16 protein-coding genes are annotated in these 16,160 nt (G+C 47.6%); 2 read left to right on the top strand and 14 right to left on the bottom strand.

Annotated features, from left to right (window positions below; genetic code table 11):
- Window positions 1-111: 111 nt before the first annotated feature.
- The 14 genes from DBX26_RS00190 to DBX26_RS00125 are packed head-to-tail and all read right to left on the bottom strand — an operon-like array spanning window position 112 to window position 11,598.
- Entirely contained in the window at window positions 112-642 is a 531-nt protein-coding gene (locus tag DBX26_RS00190; RefSeq protein ID WP_065298995.1) for a HugZ family protein, read from the bottom strand.
- Window positions 643-664: 22 nt separating this feature from the next.
- A complete protein-coding gene (locus DBX26_RS00185) occupies window positions 665-2,068 on the bottom strand; it encodes a pilus assembly protein TadG (RefSeq protein ID WP_065298994.1) in 1,404 nt (467 codons plus the stop codon).
- Complete coding sequence (locus DBX26_RS00180) at window positions 2,068-2,571, bottom strand: TadE/TadG family type IV pilus assembly protein (protein ID WP_118117383.1); 504 nt, start codon at window positions 2,569-2,571, stop codon at window positions 2,068-2,070. Before DBX26_RS00180 ends, DBX26_RS00185 begins: the two co-directional genes overlap by 1 nt.
- A gap of 2 nt (window positions 2,572-2,573) precedes the next feature.
- Window positions 2,574-3,050 carry a TadE/TadG family type IV pilus assembly protein gene (locus tag DBX26_RS00175; protein WP_118117381.1) on the bottom strand — a complete coding sequence of 159 codons (477 nt, stop codon included), beginning with the start codon at window positions 3,048-3,050 and terminating at the stop codon, window positions 2,574-2,576.
- Window positions 3,047-3,817, bottom strand: coding sequence for a tetratricopeptide repeat protein (locus DBX26_RS00170; RefSeq protein WP_118117379.1), 771 nt, complete (start codon window positions 3,815-3,817; stop codon window positions 3,047-3,049). Before DBX26_RS00170 ends, DBX26_RS00175 begins: the two co-directional genes overlap by 4 nt.
- The gene (locus tag DBX26_RS00165) at window positions 3,814-4,734 is read right to left on the bottom strand and encodes a type II secretion system F family protein (protein WP_118117377.1); all 921 of its coding nucleotides are present in this window, start codon (window positions 4,732-4,734) and stop codon (window positions 3,814-3,816) included. The genes DBX26_RS00170 and DBX26_RS00165 overlap by 4 nt, the downstream gene beginning before the upstream one ends.
- A gap of 3 nt (window positions 4,735-4,737) precedes the next feature.
- Window positions 4,738-5,637, bottom strand: a complete 900-nt coding sequence (locus tag DBX26_RS00160) for a type II secretion system F family protein (protein ID WP_118117375.1) — start codon at window positions 5,635-5,637, stop codon at window positions 4,738-4,740.
- Window positions 5,634-6,935, bottom strand: a complete 1,302-nt coding sequence (locus tag DBX26_RS00155) for a CpaF family protein (RefSeq protein ID WP_118117373.1) — start codon at window positions 6,933-6,935, stop codon at window positions 5,634-5,636. The genes DBX26_RS00160 and DBX26_RS00155 overlap by 4 nt, the downstream gene beginning before the upstream one ends.
- Window positions 6,936-6,939: 4 nt before the next feature.
- Window positions 6,940-8,067 carry an AAA family ATPase gene (locus DBX26_RS00150; protein ID WP_118117371.1) on the bottom strand — a complete coding sequence of 376 codons (1,128 nt, stop codon included), beginning with the start codon at window positions 8,065-8,067 and terminating at the stop codon, window positions 6,940-6,942.
- 3 nt (window positions 8,068-8,070) lie between these two features.
- Window positions 8,071-8,628, bottom strand: coding sequence for a pilus assembly protein FlpD (locus DBX26_RS00145; protein ID WP_118119716.1), 558 nt, complete (start codon window positions 8,626-8,628; stop codon window positions 8,071-8,073).
- Between the two features lie 8 nt (window positions 8,629-8,636).
- Window positions 8,637-10,061 (bottom strand): type II and III secretion system protein family protein, encoded by a 1,425-nt coding sequence (locus DBX26_RS00140; protein ID WP_118117369.1) that lies wholly within the window; start codon window positions 10,059-10,061, stop codon window positions 8,637-8,639.
- Window positions 10,062-10,064: 3 nt separating this feature from the next.
- Window positions 10,065-10,955: a Flp pilus assembly protein CpaB gene (gene cpaB / locus DBX26_RS00135; protein WP_076633422.1), complete on the bottom strand. Its 891-nt coding sequence runs from the start codon at window positions 10,953-10,955 to the stop codon at window positions 10,065-10,067.
- A gap of 12 nt (window positions 10,956-10,967) precedes the next feature.
- Window positions 10,968-11,408 (bottom strand): prepilin peptidase, encoded by a 441-nt coding sequence (locus DBX26_RS00130; protein WP_014230478.1) that lies wholly within the window; start codon window positions 11,406-11,408, stop codon window positions 10,968-10,970.
- Window positions 11,398-11,598 carry a Flp family type IVb pilin gene (locus DBX26_RS00125; protein ID WP_020336259.1) on the bottom strand — a complete coding sequence of 67 codons (201 nt, stop codon included), beginning with the start codon at window positions 11,596-11,598 and terminating at the stop codon, window positions 11,398-11,400. Before DBX26_RS00125 ends, DBX26_RS00130 begins: the two co-directional genes overlap by 11 nt.
- A 267-nt stretch (window positions 11,599-11,865) precedes the next feature.
- On the opposite strand from DBX26_RS00125, the gene DBX26_RS00120 reads away from it, so the two are divergent.
- Window positions 11,866-15,390: a DUF1566 domain-containing protein gene (locus DBX26_RS00120; protein ID WP_118117367.1), complete on the top strand. Its 3,525-nt coding sequence runs from the start codon at window positions 11,866-11,868 to the stop codon at window positions 15,388-15,390.
- Between the two features lie 13 nt (window positions 15,391-15,403).
- Window positions 15,404-16,102, top strand: a complete 699-nt coding sequence (locus DBX26_RS00115) for a DUF1566 domain-containing protein (RefSeq protein ID WP_118117365.1) — start codon at window positions 15,404-15,406, stop codon at window positions 16,100-16,102.
- Window positions 16,103-16,160 lie beyond the last annotated feature (58 nt).

Genomic DNA, 16,160 nt, shown 5'->3' with positions numbered 1-16,160 from the left:
ATTCATTCTGTAGATTATCTGTAGTAATGAAGGGCTGAATTTCACTGCGCTTTGGCCAGTACGGCTTTACGCTATTGTTATCGAAAAAATGCGAGGTTGCCCTCGCAATAATTAAGCGGGTTGTAGCTGCTTCTCTTCCTCGGTATGGCCTTCCGTCTGATGCACTGCGTGTTGAAGGTTCTCATCCAGACGAAACGCCTGACCAAATCCTTTTACGTAGTTACCTGAGCGTGGTGCAAAACGGTAGAAGCTAAAATCTTTCATGCCACACAACTGCTCGACGATCTCGCCGTACTTTTGCTGCATATGTTGCTTAAGCGGTGAGGCTTCCTCGCTGTGCTTATCAATACAAACGACATCGCAGTCTATGATCAGTCGCTCACGAGCAAACAAGTGACGCGCCTTATCTTCTGATTCAACTAACATCAGCGACGCTCTCGGCATTTGTTGCAGATTACGAGCATGCTTCGAGACGGTACTCAATAACATGACAAAGTCGTTGCCTTGACGAACAAACGGAGCGTAACTCGCCAATGGTATGCCTTGTGAATCTACGGTTCCCAGTTGGGCGGTTGAGAATTGCTGAATAAACCCCTGAATTTTTTCAGGTAAACGTTCTAGCTGCTCTTTTCGGTACGACATACAGTTCCTTTCATAATGGTAGTTATTCCACCAATTCAATTTTGTTCAGTGTGGTGGCCACTTGTTGTAATACATTGCGAATAGTGCGGTTGGTCGCTTGATAATAAGCACCCGGGCTGGCACAGGATTTCATCGACGGTGAGCGATTGTTGAAATCCACCGCGATGATTTCTATTCCTTTTCGCTTCATCTCTCGACATAACATCACTTGTTTTCGATCGCGTACTTCTCGATCAATCAAGTGGTCACCATCAGTAAACAGCACCATGACTTTCTTATTACTTTTCAAACCGTAATCTCGTGGCAGTTCACCCTTGGTTTTATCCCAATCACCACGCCATTCTGGAGACAGTAATCGCCATGCCCACATCACACCTTCAGCGTTATTTGTGTTCATTTCCGGATACAGCGTTTCTAAACCATGCACAAACTCACGATAATTGGACATGTATGACTGAACACTGCTGACACCACAGTCAAGTGTGTCAAACAGCGCATGCATGTGCTTCCACTCTGGGTTATACGGTGAGTTCTTAGTTGGAATATAGGAATGCAACGGCATGCCATTTTTGTAAGTCGCGCCTAGTGGTGGCTTCTTGTGAGTTTCGAGATAGAAGCGAATGTTTTGCTGCTTAGGCCCGAGCTCCAAACTGCGTATCCAGCTTGGATTTAACATTCCCGGGCTGGTTAAATCCGACTGAATCTCGGGCAACTGCATGCACATCGCTTCACGCCAACGCCCCGGCACCGATGGACTCAGCAGGTTTTTCCAACCCTGCTCTTTTGCCAAAGTGCGTAATGAGCGGGGAATTGCTATCGCACCAGGTTTAAGAAAATTAGGACGCCAACCGACATTAACCAATCCAGTTGCCGGTACGATGCTGATGGTTTTACTCAGATTTCGTCTTTCTTCGGCGTATAAGATGTCAGCAAAATCCCGTAATCCGTCCATCGCCTGAGTCATTGGAGCCCCCTCCATCGAACCAGAAACATCCAACATGATGACAATTTCTAGTGTCATCTGGTGTAATCGGGAGGTAGCCTGGTGACGAATAATCAAGTCTTCTGTCACTAACTCTTCATTGAGCACTAACTCACTCGCCTTAACTTTTCCGGTTACTGTCGCTGTGGTGAAGTCATCACGCTTATCTAACCTCGAGTGAGGTGCCGATAATCCCGTTGCATCGTCGCTAACGTTAGCGTTCAACAGTTGGTTGGCATCTTGATCTGCGCTTACGCTGTCAGACGAAGAGTACAGCACGGCATCCGCCAGCATAGATAACCGGCTGTCTGTGGTACTGGTGACGACCACTAACAACACAAAACTAAAGAAAGTCAGCATACCGGCTAGAAATATCGCCGCCGACACCGAGACCACGCCAACCTGATGGCGACGAGACACAGAATATGTAGATAGCGCCATCATCAGTTCGTCTCCCTGATCATATGAGAGTGGAAGCGACCATTTGGCCATAGTTTCCAGATTGCGTTACTACTAACACTGTCGTCAGGCTGGAAGCAGATCGCGACTTCTACCAAGCTACCGACGTCAAAATCAGGCCATTTACCACTCAACATACAAGCAGAACTCACCATCACTGGCGTGGTTTCCTTAGTCGCTGCATTGTGCATTGCGATAGACAAACTCACGTTGCCTTTGGCAATGTTCGAGAGTTGCTGCTCGGCAAAACCACTAAAATATGGGAGCTGGGCAATATTATTTTCAATCGTCAACGTCCGGCGATTGCCCACCATTTCAAGAATGTTGTAGTTAAGGTTCACCAAGCGTTGCTCCACACGGAGGATGATCAGAATTTCTGACGCCGCAACAATCACGGTCAGCAACATCGGCAAGATCAGAGCAACTTCCAGACTGACACTGCCTTGTAAACGACGTTTACGCGCGGAAAAAATCGGGTATCGAAACATAGTTAATCGAACAACAAGTCCTGTGAAGCAATCAAAGTGCTAGTAAACACCAAGGGTTCTGGATATAGCGTGGCTAAAGGGCTGATTTCCATTTGTGTCGCGAGCGTAGCGGTCACCTGAAAAACTGGGTCTCTCGGGCGAAAGAACGCGCTGGCCTCTACGTCTTCCTGCTCTTTCCCCACTCGAAGCATCTCTTCCAACGAGTCATAACGAATGATGCTGACCTCGACCTGGTCGATAAAACCGTAGCTGTTGTCATCGAGCATTTGTTTGATAACAGAGGGATTCAACGGTTTAACGCGCCAGTCTTCTGCTAACAGCACCCGCAATGAGCTACGCATCGCGTGTTCCAATAATCCGTATTGCAAATGAACACGGGTAATATCAAAAAAGGCTAACAACACCGCTAAGACCGCAGGAAATAGCAGTGCGGTTTCTAAACTGATGACACCTCGCTGACGAGAACGACACCGACTCATTGGGCATTCCGCATCGCCGTCAAACGCGCGTTGAGGATAGCTAGATCGCGCTCAACTTCGCTCGCGGGTAAATGACGAGTAAGTAACGCTCGCGCTTGGTCTTCATTACCTTCTGCCAGTAACAACAGCGCGAAATTCAGCTCTACCTGCGGAGGTAACTGCTGATACGCCAAGAGCGGAGAAAATGTTGTTCGAGCTCTCTCGACCTGATTGTCATGCAGATAGCTGATCGCCAAGTTAGAACGAAAATGAGGGTTATCTGGTGAAAGGATCATCGCTTGTTGTAACGCCGTTCGTGCTTGTAAGGCATCACTGCCCAACAATGCGATACCAAGGCCGTTATGCAGCTGCGCTTCAACCTGTGGACCGTCCGCTTTCGGTAGCCCTAACTTATACACCTCGATAGCTTCGGTCACACGACTGTTGCTAAGCAAGTAACGGCCAAGATACATGCACGCCTGCGCAGAGACAGGCTCCGGATTCGCGCACACATAACGCAGTTTCGCCATCGCGGTTTCTTTCTTGTCCTGACGGTACTGACTACGAGCCAACATCATTTGGTAAGTGAGATTGTCTGGTGAGAGCTCGAACAACTTAAGATACTGCTGCTCCGCTTTACCATACTGACCATAATTGAATGCTGCTTCGGCTAGTGCTTGAGTATTATTTTCAGTCTGCTTTTTCACTTTGCTCGCCGTCGCGCAGCCTAATAGCAGAGGGCTTAGACAGACCAACAACAGCCATTTGGTCGGGTTTGTCGTCATCATTTTAAACTCTCCAATAACAAGTTCATGGTCGGTGCGACGATCAGCACCATCAGTGGCAACATAATGAAAGCCATTTGAATCAGAGTAATGCGTCCCGGCAACTTGCCAGCTTGCTCCTGCAACGCCATTTTGCGTAGTTGTCTGGCATCCGCGCTGATAGTGCGCATGGTTTCCGCTAAAGGAGAGCCATATCGCTCGGCCATCGCTAGCGTACTGGCGAGACGTTCTATCTCTTTCAGCCCCGTGCGCCACGCAAGCTTTTTCAGACACTGAGCCGACTCTCCCCGCACCTGAATCTCTGCGTGAGTGCGTAATAACTGTCGCGCCAACATCGGCTCAACATCGAGTAAATACAGACCGACTTTCTCCAATGCACGCTCCAGCGACAGCCCGGCTTCCACACTGATCACCATCAAGTCGATGGCGTCAGGCACGACTTGCTGCTGCTTCTGTTGAGCCTGATTGGCTTGGCGGCGCAACCAGTATTCCGGTAAGTTTGACCCCAGCACATAACCGATTAACGTCATCATTAGGGTGTATGCATCGAGCAGTTCTCCAGATACCGCCTGCCAAATCAGAGCGGCACTCGCACTAAACAAACCGAGCAAAAGCTTGGCGCCGCGCACCGAATTTAAGGCAGTCGAAGACGCAATACCGGCATGCTCCAGCATTTGCTGCAGGCGCTGTTTCTCTTTGTCAGAAGTGGGATACAACACACCTAGCCCGGCGAGAAATGACGATGACGAAGTCTCAATCACAGCATTATCATTACCAGGGTTTAAGTAACGCTTACACTGCGCCTGCCAACAACTTTGAGACTGCTGTGATAAGAACAACCACAGCAACACAGACATCAACACCACACCCGCGACCAACAGAGCGGCAAGCGAGGTTGACGAAACGAACCATTGCCCCATGAATTATCCCTTTAGCTGAGTCATACGGCGGATCAGGTACAACCCACCCAAAATGCTGCCCACGACATAGGCCATGACGATTTGCCCACCATTCGAGGTCATCAGAAAATCAAAATGCTCGCGTCCAGTGGTAAACAGCACCAGACACACCAAAACTGGCAGTGCGGCGAGGACTTTGGCAGAGTTGCGCGACTCGGACGTAATGCTTTGAATACTGGCATTGAGCTCCGCGCGCGATCTCAATGTAAGCCCTAGTCGCTCCAGCACTCCGGTTAAACGGCCACCCGTTTCCTGCTGTAGGCTAAGAACGATGGTCAGAAAACGAAACTCAGCAATCGGCATACGCCGCGCGGCATTTTTCATTACTTCGTCCAGCGTCTGGCCGACCTTCAACTCATCATGCATGTTGTCAAACAAGCGAGCAGTCACGCCCTGATGTTGCTGGGCCATCTCATGAAACACATCCGCCATCGGTGCACCAACGCGCAACGCGCGGATTAAGCCATCAATGACATCCGGTAATTCATCGCGAAACTGGTCTTTGGCTTTCTGCTGCAATTGTTGATAGGCGAACCACACCACCAGCAATGCCGTACTCAGACTGAGCGGTAGTGACACGTACCAGTCCATACCGTTAAAACAAAGTACTGTCGGTGCTAGCAAAATGGACGCAACCAAACCAAGCTGCCACTGCTTTAATTTGGCTGGACTGACAAAAGTTTGCAGGTTTTGATACCAGATCCAGTGACACCAGAATGGTTGGCGCTGGTCGGCGTCAGTATCCAGGTTCAACAAGGTGTAGCGCTTAAGCTGACCTTGCCAATGTTCCTGACGTTGGATGGTGAGCCAGACCAGCCTGCCTGCAACCAACCAGAAAACAATCAAGACAATCAGTAGGTTCACGAAGACCTCTCCACGCACTGACTCAATGCATCTTCCTTGGCAAAATGAGCCGCTTTTTCAAGCAAAGCAGAGGAAACGGACTGAGCGCTAAATCGACCATAGATATGCTGTTGTTCAGCACGAATGAGCTCAAAACGGAACACTGGACTGAGTTCGATTTGTTCACCGTTTATTCCAACCACTTCGCTGATAGCAGTAATCCGACGACGCCCATCGCGCATGCGCTCGAGCTGCACGACCAGGTCAATCGCACTGACAATCTGGCTACGAATAATATGGTCGGACAAACGTTCTCCGCCCATTTGCAGCATATTGGTTAAGCGCACAATCGCATCTTGTGGATTGTTGGCGTGCAAAGTACACAGCGAGCCGTCGTGACCGGTATTCATCGCTTGCAACATATCGAATGCTTCTGCGCCACGAACTTCACCCAGTACAATTCTATCCGGACGCATACGTAGGGCGTTTTTCACCAGATCGCGTACCGTCACTTCGCCGTTACCTTCCGTACTGGCATTACGGGTTTCAAGCGGCACCCAATGGGGCTGCGCCAAGGACAGTTCGGCAGCGTCTTCGATGGTCAGAATACGTTCGTCTTCGCTGATGTGCCGACTCAGCGCATTCAACAAGGTCGTTTTACCCGAGCCTGTACCACCAGAGATTAAGATGTTGCAGCGACAATAGGTCGCCAACGAGAGAAACTCAGCCATTTGCTCGGACAGGCTGTCGTTGTCGACCAGATTCGACAGCATCAACTTACTCTCAGGGAATTTACGGATCGAGATGCAAGTCCCATGTAACGCTAAAGGTGGCGCGATGACGTTGACCCGACTGCCGTCTTTTAGGCGCGCATCCACCATCGGATTGGATTCATCTACCCGACGGCCGATCGCGTTTACAATCCGCTGGGCAACGTTGAGTACATGTTTGGCATCACGGAAGCGAATATCGGTTTTTTCTAACTTGCCACGTCGTTCGACGTAAATCGTTTCAGGACCATTAACCAAGATATCGGAGACTTCTGGGTCTTCGAGCAAAGGTTGAATAGGCCCGATACCGACCATTTCATCGACCAGTTGCAAACCTAAGACCGCCAATTCCTGACGGTTATAGGGCAACATTTTCCGCCCTGAAATGACGTTGAGTGCGTCTTTGACACGCGGCAGCAGCTCATCACGGGATAAGCTCGCGGCGATCGATGGGTCGACCAGTTCGTAAAATGCGCTTTTGGCGTCATCCGTCATCGAAAGCAGTTCGTGGCTGCGAGTCTTGTGGGTTAACACATCTTGCTTAAACATCGACTTACCCTTTCTGCTCCGCCGAAGCGGCACCCAGCACTTGCCCTAATTGATGGATTTTTTTGCTGAACTTCGAACGCTCAGCCAACAGCGGTTTGCCTTCTCTTTCCGCTTTATCAAACGCTTTGGCGTCAAACGGCAGTTCAACGATCAATTCCAGTCCCAGCGCTTTGGTGATTTCCTGCTTGGGTACTCGGCCTTTTGCATGACGGCACAAGTTGCCGACCAAGATTTGTCGCTGGTGTTTCAGCGGTGTATTGGCGCGCAGCTTTGCCAGATAACGGAAGCTATTCAGGCTATAGTCGGTAACGAAAATGCAGTTATCTGCCTGTTCTACAATTGCAGGCATCGCTGGGTGGTTAAGATTCGGCACATCCACAATCACCGTCGCGTAGTGCTCAGCCAGCGCTTGGATTGTCTCTGCCGGTTGCTGTACGTCGTCGTGCGGCAGCTGGCTGTCCTGACCGTAAAACAGATGCAGATGCTTTGTCAGTTGCTGGCTACTGTGGGCCAGCAAGGTTTCGTCGATACGATCTGCATCAGCAATGATGTGCTCCAAATGTGGGTCATAATCAGCGCCCAATAGGATCGGGTGTTGGCTGTGGAACAGGTCAAAATCCACCAAGGCAACAAACTGATGTTGTTTCTCAGCTAAGAAGTAACCCAGGTTGGCTGCGATGGTGCTTGCGCCGCACCCACCAGTGCTTCCCAACACACAAATAACGCGCCCATGACGCAATGGCTTAGTCACTTGGTGCCCTTGAAGGTGCAGTAAGCTCAGTCGGATCGCGTCGGCATTTAGCGGTGTAGTATGGTAATCGTTCACACCCGCGAACATTAGGCTTCGGTATAATGAAACTTCTTGTTTTTTACCTAATACGATCAGCTTCATCTGCGGTGGACAATACTCCGCCAGCTTACGCAGCGCAGCTTCCAATCCCAGACAGTCACCACCATCAACGATAAGTAAATCAGGCGCTCCCTGTTTGACGCACCAAAGTCTTGCGGCTTCGATATCGCCTTTTTTCACCTGAATATCTTGCGTAGTTAAATCGCTTTTTAGGCTCTCAAGGACTTGTTGGCTCTGGCTATCGAGAACAAACGCGACAACATTAAATACTCTTTCAGTCACGATTTACTCTCCTGTCACCGGCTGTCTTTCTGCCGATTTAAGTTGGTTATTAAACAAACGTTGTACCGCTCCTGTTGTCAGAGCGCTGTTGTGCTCCTGATACTCTTCTCCATGGTGCCAGGTCGATTTGTTAACCACACTCAGGTAATGATTACGTAGCTGCTGGCAGGCGTACGCTGAAATAGGTAGAGACTGACGGTTGTATCGGCACGTGTTTGGCTTTAACACCACTTCAAGCTCAGCAACAATCTGACTCTGCTTGTCCGAGTGGTAAGTCATCTCCACTGGTAATTGCAGATAGGTCATCAACTGATTACGCAGATTTTTCTGGGATTGCAGATCCAAATTACCGCCTTGTAACGCGAGGCGAATGTATCCCTGCTCTTCACGTTTGTTCACCTGGCTAAGAATATTTTTCAGGTCTAACTCAATGTTGGCAGTGGTTGTCGTAAATGAGGTTTTGTCCTGAAAGGTTGCATGCGTTCCTGTTTGATACGGACGCTGACAACCGACCACCAGAAAAAGGGTCAATGTGGTCAAAGCTAATTTCGCGAATTTCATCATCATCCTTAATAGTTGTATCCATAGTTACCAAACAAACGCTGGCTATCATCGTGGTCATCACCCATGTCGCGTAAGAACAAACGTTCAAATCGATTCGCAGGACGGAAGCGATCTAATGGCGTGGTCAATTCACTTGGGTCGCTGGTTGGCTCGACTAAATGTGCTGTCGCGATAATCACTAACTCGCTTTCCGAGTTTTTAAAGCTGTTGCTGCTGAAAAGCGGTGCAAGGAAAGGAATTTCCCCAAGAAACGGCAGCGCCTCGATTTTGTGGTCTTGATAGGTTCTCACCAGACCTGCCAGCGCAAAGCTCTGACCGTCTGCCAATTCAATCGTTGTGGTGGCACGGCGGCTTTCAATACCTGGAACTTCGACACCCGCAATAGAAACGCTGTGCTCGCGGCTCAACGTAGAAACTTCGGGAGCAACCGTGAGACTGATCTGTTTATTACTCAAGACTGTAGGTGTCAGCTCTAATGAAATACCAAAGCGTTTAAACTCAATACTCACACCGTCATCACTGTTGTCGACGGGAAAAGGAAACTCACCACCAGACATAAAGGTCGCCGCCTCGCCAGACTTAGCCGTCAGATTCGGCTCAGCGAGAACGTTTACTAAACTGTCTTCAACTAATGCATCGATGATGACATTAAGACCGTGCTGACCAGGGCCTGATGGCAGATTATTGGTTGGGAATTTATTACCAGGCGTTACACCCAGTGCCGTCTGTAACGTGTCCCATGTACCCCAGCGCATATTACCGATAGAGCTCCAACGCAAACCAAGTTGTTCGCTGGTCGAGCGTTCCATTTCAACAATACGCACGGAAATATTCACTTGAGCGCTACCCGCGGTTTTAAGCTGGTTAACAACCAAAGGGTAGACGCCCATGCCACCACCCGGTTTTGCCATACCTTCACCGCGACCAGAGCTACTGCTGCTTTCGCTTGTTGGCGCAGCTAAGGTTTGTTCGTCTACCTCTTGTAGCCCTTTGGCAAACCCCGATGCCATGCTCAGGATCTCATGTGCCTGAAGTGCATTGGCCACTTCACCCATAGCAACGATCGCTCCCTTACTATGAACAAACGTCACTTGAGCATCAGGAAACGCGTGTTGTACGGCTCGTTCCAGTTGAGACAGATCAGCAGCAACCACAACCTTGTAATGCGCGAGTGTGCGAGCATTGTCTCCAAGTACCAGAATGTCGGTTTCTCCTAACGCTTTACCAGAGACCATCACGTGACGGTTGGAAGGTGCGTGAACCACGACTAAGTTGGGGTCAGAAACAAAAATATCTTTCACATCATCATTCACCGTAATCAAACGGTTTTGATTGATAGTAAGGTTAAAGGTATGACTTGCTGCTACCGCCCACGGAGAGATAGACAAAACCAGCGATACGCAAAGTATAAAATTTCGAAGCAAGGACATGATTTATCTCGTTGTGCTCTTTTCTTGAGTGCGGATATCTTCACCACTGAAAATGCGAATGGTGTGCTCAGGTTTACGATCCGGATGATGGTTATCCGACAACTGCTCATCCCAGAGCGTAGCTATGGTTGTTGTTGTCATAGACTGTTCGTCCTGTTGATAACCACGCAGGATAAGAGATAAATCCCCCAACGTTTTTGCTAGCAGTAAACGTTGCGCCCCTTCTGGAGTAACCTCAAAGGTAATCGGTAAGGTGTCACCACCAGCCATCGACATGTCACTTTCATTTTGATGTTTTGGGCCGCTCACAATATCTGTCAGAGTGTTATTGATCGCGAGCAGGCGCGTATTTTCTAGAATCACGCTGGTTGCACGCTTGGTGATTTCCCCAAAGCCCTTTTCTGAGGTGTGCTCGTTCTCACTAGTTAAGACGACATCAACGTAATTACCCGGCCTTAGTAGGTCATAATTCATTCCTGCTAAGCTCATTTCCAGAGTAACCGCTCGCATGCCTGGTGAGAGCATCGCGGACATATATTGGTTCTGCTCTGGGCGAATAATGTCTGATACCGCAAGTGGTTGATTCGCAGTCAAACGGCGGGTTAATAAGCTGCCTTTCAACACATCAGGTTTGATAAAACCTTCAAGAAACACGTCGTTAAGTTGCGTGTTGCTATCAGATGGCATTGGCGCCCAGCGAAAATCTTCCGCTCTCAACAAGGCACCCGCTTGAATGCCGTATTTCGCGACTAAGATTCTTGGTACGACAGCCTTTTCTTCTAACGCCACTTCGACTGGCTTATCTGGTTGGGTTGGAGTTGTACTCAACCATGCCACCACCAGCATTGCGACCAAGGTCGCTCCTCCGAGTAGCACAAAAATTAACTTTTTCATGATGGGTATAAACTACATATAGTGAATAGTGGTGGTTGCAGCGATACATATAGCGACCGCATAAGGCACGGTAGTTCGCGGCTTAGCCGCAATTACTCCCCTTATTGCGAAGTGGTTAAACAACAAATACGCGACACTTAACACTCCACCTAACAAAGCCGTTTTTAATAGCAACCAGTACCACTGTTCCAAAGAGGCGTAGGCGCATATTGCTAACAACTTACTGTCACCAGCCCCAAGCCAACGGTAGTGGAAAGCCACTAATCCAAAGACCACTATCGCGATCCCGGCCAAAAACGAGTGAAGATAAAAAGGCGTAACCGTAACGCCAACGAATAACAACAAAAGCAAACATATATTGGGAACCTTGCGCTGAAAAACATCGTTCAATGCAATAACAAGCAACAAGAACACCGTAATAATTTGCAACAATAAAAAAGAGTTACTCGCCACCAGATCCCATGTTCATACCATCAATGATTGTTTGAAACTTATCTTTTAAAGCACTGATAAATAAGCCATCAGAACCAAAAATTGCCAATATTCCAGCAGCTAACCCTGCGGCCAAAATACCGTATTCTATTGCGGTTGCTCCTTCCTCATCATGCATGTAACGCTTAACTAGCGACATAAAACCATTCATACAATCAATTCCTTCATAAAAAACATTCACATTTCTTTTGATGTGAGAATTATTATCAATACTGTTGTAAAAATCAATCTCATTTATATAATAAATGCCAGTTTATTGATCATATTTAGATCCATTGATCGTATAAATGTATTTTTTTAGCATTAACCTCTTTTACTAAGCGAAATAACGAAGGATTTCACAGTCCAACCAATAAGCACCACATTGCGTATATGCGTTATTTCTTGTTTGCTTTGATTTTCGTATAAAGGAATATTCATGCTCTTTAGACAGCTTGTTTTGTCTGCAACAATCGTGCTAGCGATCAGCGGTTGTAGTGACCAACCACAGGGATCAGCGCCAGCCCCCTCTAATATAGATAATGGTTCTGGCAGCAGTAATCCCTCAGATTCAGATGCCGATTCGGGTACGTCGACCCAGTCAGGCACCGGCGGCACTATCACACCGCCAACGCTACCCAACGGTCGGTCAACTATGACTATTTCCGGCCCTGTATCAGGCAGCCATGAAAACGATGTATACGCATTTAAAGTTTGTTCTGGCCAGGTTTGTGAGCAGTGGCAAAGCACGATGGCTGAAGGGGGATTCGAATACACATTTCAGTTATCGCAATGGCCACTAGACAAAATTGTGACCGTAGAAGGCAGCAAATTGGCACAAGTAGACGCGAATGCGAGCGTTGACGTTCAAGCTGCATCGTACTTTCAAGCGGAACTGGATACGCTGACCAACATTTTGAAAATGGACAGCAACGACGATGGCTATATCGATGAAAAAGAACTACCAACAATCTCACTAGACCCAGTGACAATTGCATTCAATACCGTCGCCAAACACCTGCTGCAAGGTGAGCTCAGTCATTATGGCAACCTACCATATGCGGAAAAAAATGAAGCGGTTCGCCGTTACTTGTCAGACAGTAGCAGGACGACATTAGTTGAGCTCAATGATGAGCAAAAAAGCGCAATAAAGAGCCATATTTCTGATCAATCAACAGAGTGGTCCCCGCGCTTTTTTGGTACCTTTACGTTAGCGCTGACAGATGAACAATGGGCTGGAATCAATGGACCGTTGAGTACGCCACAAGAGCAGCGTGTTGTCGTGCTCAATACTGCCCAACTTCGTACTTTATTCATCCAGGATGGTAATCGTGTCGCGACAAACAATCAGTTCAACCTGAGTGTTGAGCAAGCTTTCGCCGTGCATGGAAAACTTGTTTACAACCAACGTTTGGTGCTTGAGTTGGCTGCGCTATACCAGATGCTTAGCGAACAAAGCGATATAGCGCTACCCATCAGCGGCGCACAAAAACAGGCGCTTGATGAGCAAATCGCATTACTTAATCCCGACCAACAAGAAGCCACAAGATTTGAAGGCAGTTACAGCATCGACGTCGAATCTGACACTCTCGATAAGTTAGGTGTTTTTGACCACCCTAACGGTGAAAAAGCCGTATTGACCTTTAGTGCAGAACAGATGCGTCGCGCGTATCAAGCTTATCAATTAGAGCTAGAAACCAATGATTATCCCAACTACGTCTTTGCGGTTGCGCCAATGCAATGGTCACGGGCTGAACTTTCATTAGAGGAAATAGGTACAAAAATTCTAGAGAAAGCTAAAACCGCTCCTTCTTATACGTTATGGCAGCATTATGAAAACGAAATACTGTCAGCGGATGAGCAACCTGGCATATACAAAGAGCTTACAAAATCCATCCCTGCACAACTGCAAAAGTCTTATCGCTATCAATGGCGGGTGAATGAGTTGGTGATGGCGAATCACAACCATCCACTGAAGCACTCAATTTTGGCGATAGCGCCAGAACGTCAGCTTCAAATCAGTGGCCGTTTTCCGAAAGAGTTGGAGCAAGTATCACTGAGTATAATTCTAGGTAGCCGCCACTCTCCAGGTAAAGATTCTGTTTTATACGACGATTCCGGTCGTTACCCTCTTCGCCACCAGCCGGTGAGCTTGATCAGCAGTACTGGACAGCGTCACCACAGCTTAGACTTAAGCGCTGAAAGTAGCTTTGTTACCACCATTGCCTTGCGCGATATCGATAATAACTATGCACGCTGTGCCCCAGGAAAGTTAGACGAGTTTGGCTATGAGTACACTGCCGATGAAATGCAAGACACTCTGACTATCCACCTGCGTGATGAGAAAACGAGTGTAGAACTGCGTTCTGTACTAGGCTCCTTCTGTGAAATTGCCAATCTGGATACACAACAAGGTAACAGTAACGGTGTGCTTGAACACGATGAGTTTCAGCGCCTTAATGTCGGGTATATCAGCACTGCGCAATCCGCAATGCTATTAAAGTCTGGAATATCCTCCGCGGGGAGCCTGGCCTACCTTGTTCCTCAAACCAATGAACAAATCATTGAAAAGTATAATCAAATGCCACGCCAGCAAGTTGAGCTTTTAGCTTCATTTTTAGCGCTGCAGGCCAAAGGCGAACTGTTTAGTTCACTGGTTAATTTATCTGAACGGGCAAATCTATACGAAGATTTACTTGCACTCCTCAATATTGACCTAAGTAAATACCGCGTCAGTGACAGTAATGCCTATCCCACAATAGAAACGCTGTTAAACCGTATTGCTTCAAACTACGCTATCGGCCAGGTTCTGATTGAGAATATCGACGTCAATATTTCTCATATAGTTCAAGCAATGACCTCTCTGCTAGGGGATTCAGAACCGGATCAATATTATTTTCCAAGTGGGGTTCGACCAGGTAACTGGGTAACGGTGTATCCAGTCAATAGTTTAGATGCCAGTTGCCAATCGCTAGTCGACGAGAATCAACTACTGGGGTTGCGAATTGAAGGAAGAGGAGAAGATGCGTCAGGTTCTTGGGTGACGATTGGCTGGGATTCTCAACCGGGCGCGTCAAGCTATACATTAGCTTGGGGAGAAGACAGTTTTACTCAGCTTGCTTACGCTCAGAATACTCTACCAACTGAAAAACAACGTGCCACTATATCTGGCCTGGATTTAAACACACAATATTACCTCCGTGTGCAAAGTAACATTGGTAGCCCTAGTGCACAGATGACTTACTCTCCTCGCCGAATCCACACCGCTGATTCAAGAGCAACAAAAGGCTTAGTTGGAGACGATAGTTCACGTGGTCGAGACAATAGTTTTGCTTGTGACCCACTCACGGGAAAAGATGAGAATAGCAACAAGGATGGTTTACTTGGTGCGCGTTACGTCAAGCTCGATCAACAAGGAAAACCTCTTGCTCGTCAGGATTTGAGTTACAACACTCAGCCTTTTGCCTGTGTTTTGGATGCTCACACCGGACTTGTTTGGGAAACAAAACATCGCCGTAAAGAAGAAGATCCGTACTCAGTATACGACAGCGACAACCAGTTCATCATCCAGCCTGTAGAAGAGGCAACCGAATTCAGCGCCACATGCACGGAGCACGGAAGTAACGAAGTTTCTACCAACCCTCATCAGTGTACAGTAGCCAATCAAATCCAGTGGTTCGATAAAGAGAAACGTTGTGGATTAAGTAACTGGCGCTTACCTACTTTGCAGGAGTCTGTCTCCATACTCAATTTCGGTAATCCACGTAAGTTTGGCAAGAATTTACCGGCTAACGTCGACACCCAATACTTTCCAAACATGCAAACCATGTGGCTGGATGCAGAAAACTTAAATAGCACCGAAAACCTAGTATTAAACACCTTCAATTTCGGTACTTATCACAAAAGTATTGGACTTTCTAACTCGCTAATTCTGGTCAGTGATGGCTTTTATCTCGAACAGTAACAAGGATTATAGTGTGAAATATTTAAGTTTAAGCCTAACGTTTTTCGTCGCGTCTGCATTCGCCGCTGAGCCAGAACTACAATGTGGGGCCGACACTGATCTCAACCCAAATAATCGCTTTTCCCACGACGTCTTAGCAACGGATATTGGTGACTATAAGGTAATTAACGACGCAACAACGGGATTGCAATGGAGCTACTGCTTCGTCGGTCAAACATTCGATAGCCAACAAGATGTGTGTTTAGGCGTTCCTACCGTACCTTATGAGCTAAGCGATAGTAATTATAACTCGAACATCCGCCAAGCGAGCATGGACGCCGTTGAGAGTGAAAACCAACAGCTAGGTACACTCGGGCATCCTTGGCGACTGCCAAATATCAAAGAGTTAATAGGGATTTATAACGAGCAGTGCGTACCAGCAAACTATCCAGCGTTCAGTTACGCAATCAACGTATCTCAAAGTGAAATTGAGGATTTAGGCAATACGCCCTATTCAACAGATGAAACGATAATAGGATATCACACGGCAATTTCAGCCAGACAAAAGAGTGCGGTATACCAGAATATGACAATCACGTCGGATACCGTTTTATTGGACCGCGACTATTTACACTACTATACGGTCGACTTCAGCGGATGGGGTTCCTTACTAAACCAATTACGCAGAACAAGCGGTATGTTGAGATTGGTACGAGAAATACCGAAAGAATAATTCAGCGTCGTTCATCACTAAACGAGTGAGAGACAAGTGTTATGACATGCTCAGCCAG

Source organism: Vibrio sp. dhg (assembly GCF_003443775.1).
Taxonomy (GTDB): Bacteria; Pseudomonadota; Gammaproteobacteria; order Enterobacterales; family Vibrionaceae; genus Vibrio; species Vibrio natriegens.
Note: the sequence above shows the minus strand (reverse complement) of the source record. Positions and strands in the feature narration are given on the sequence as shown.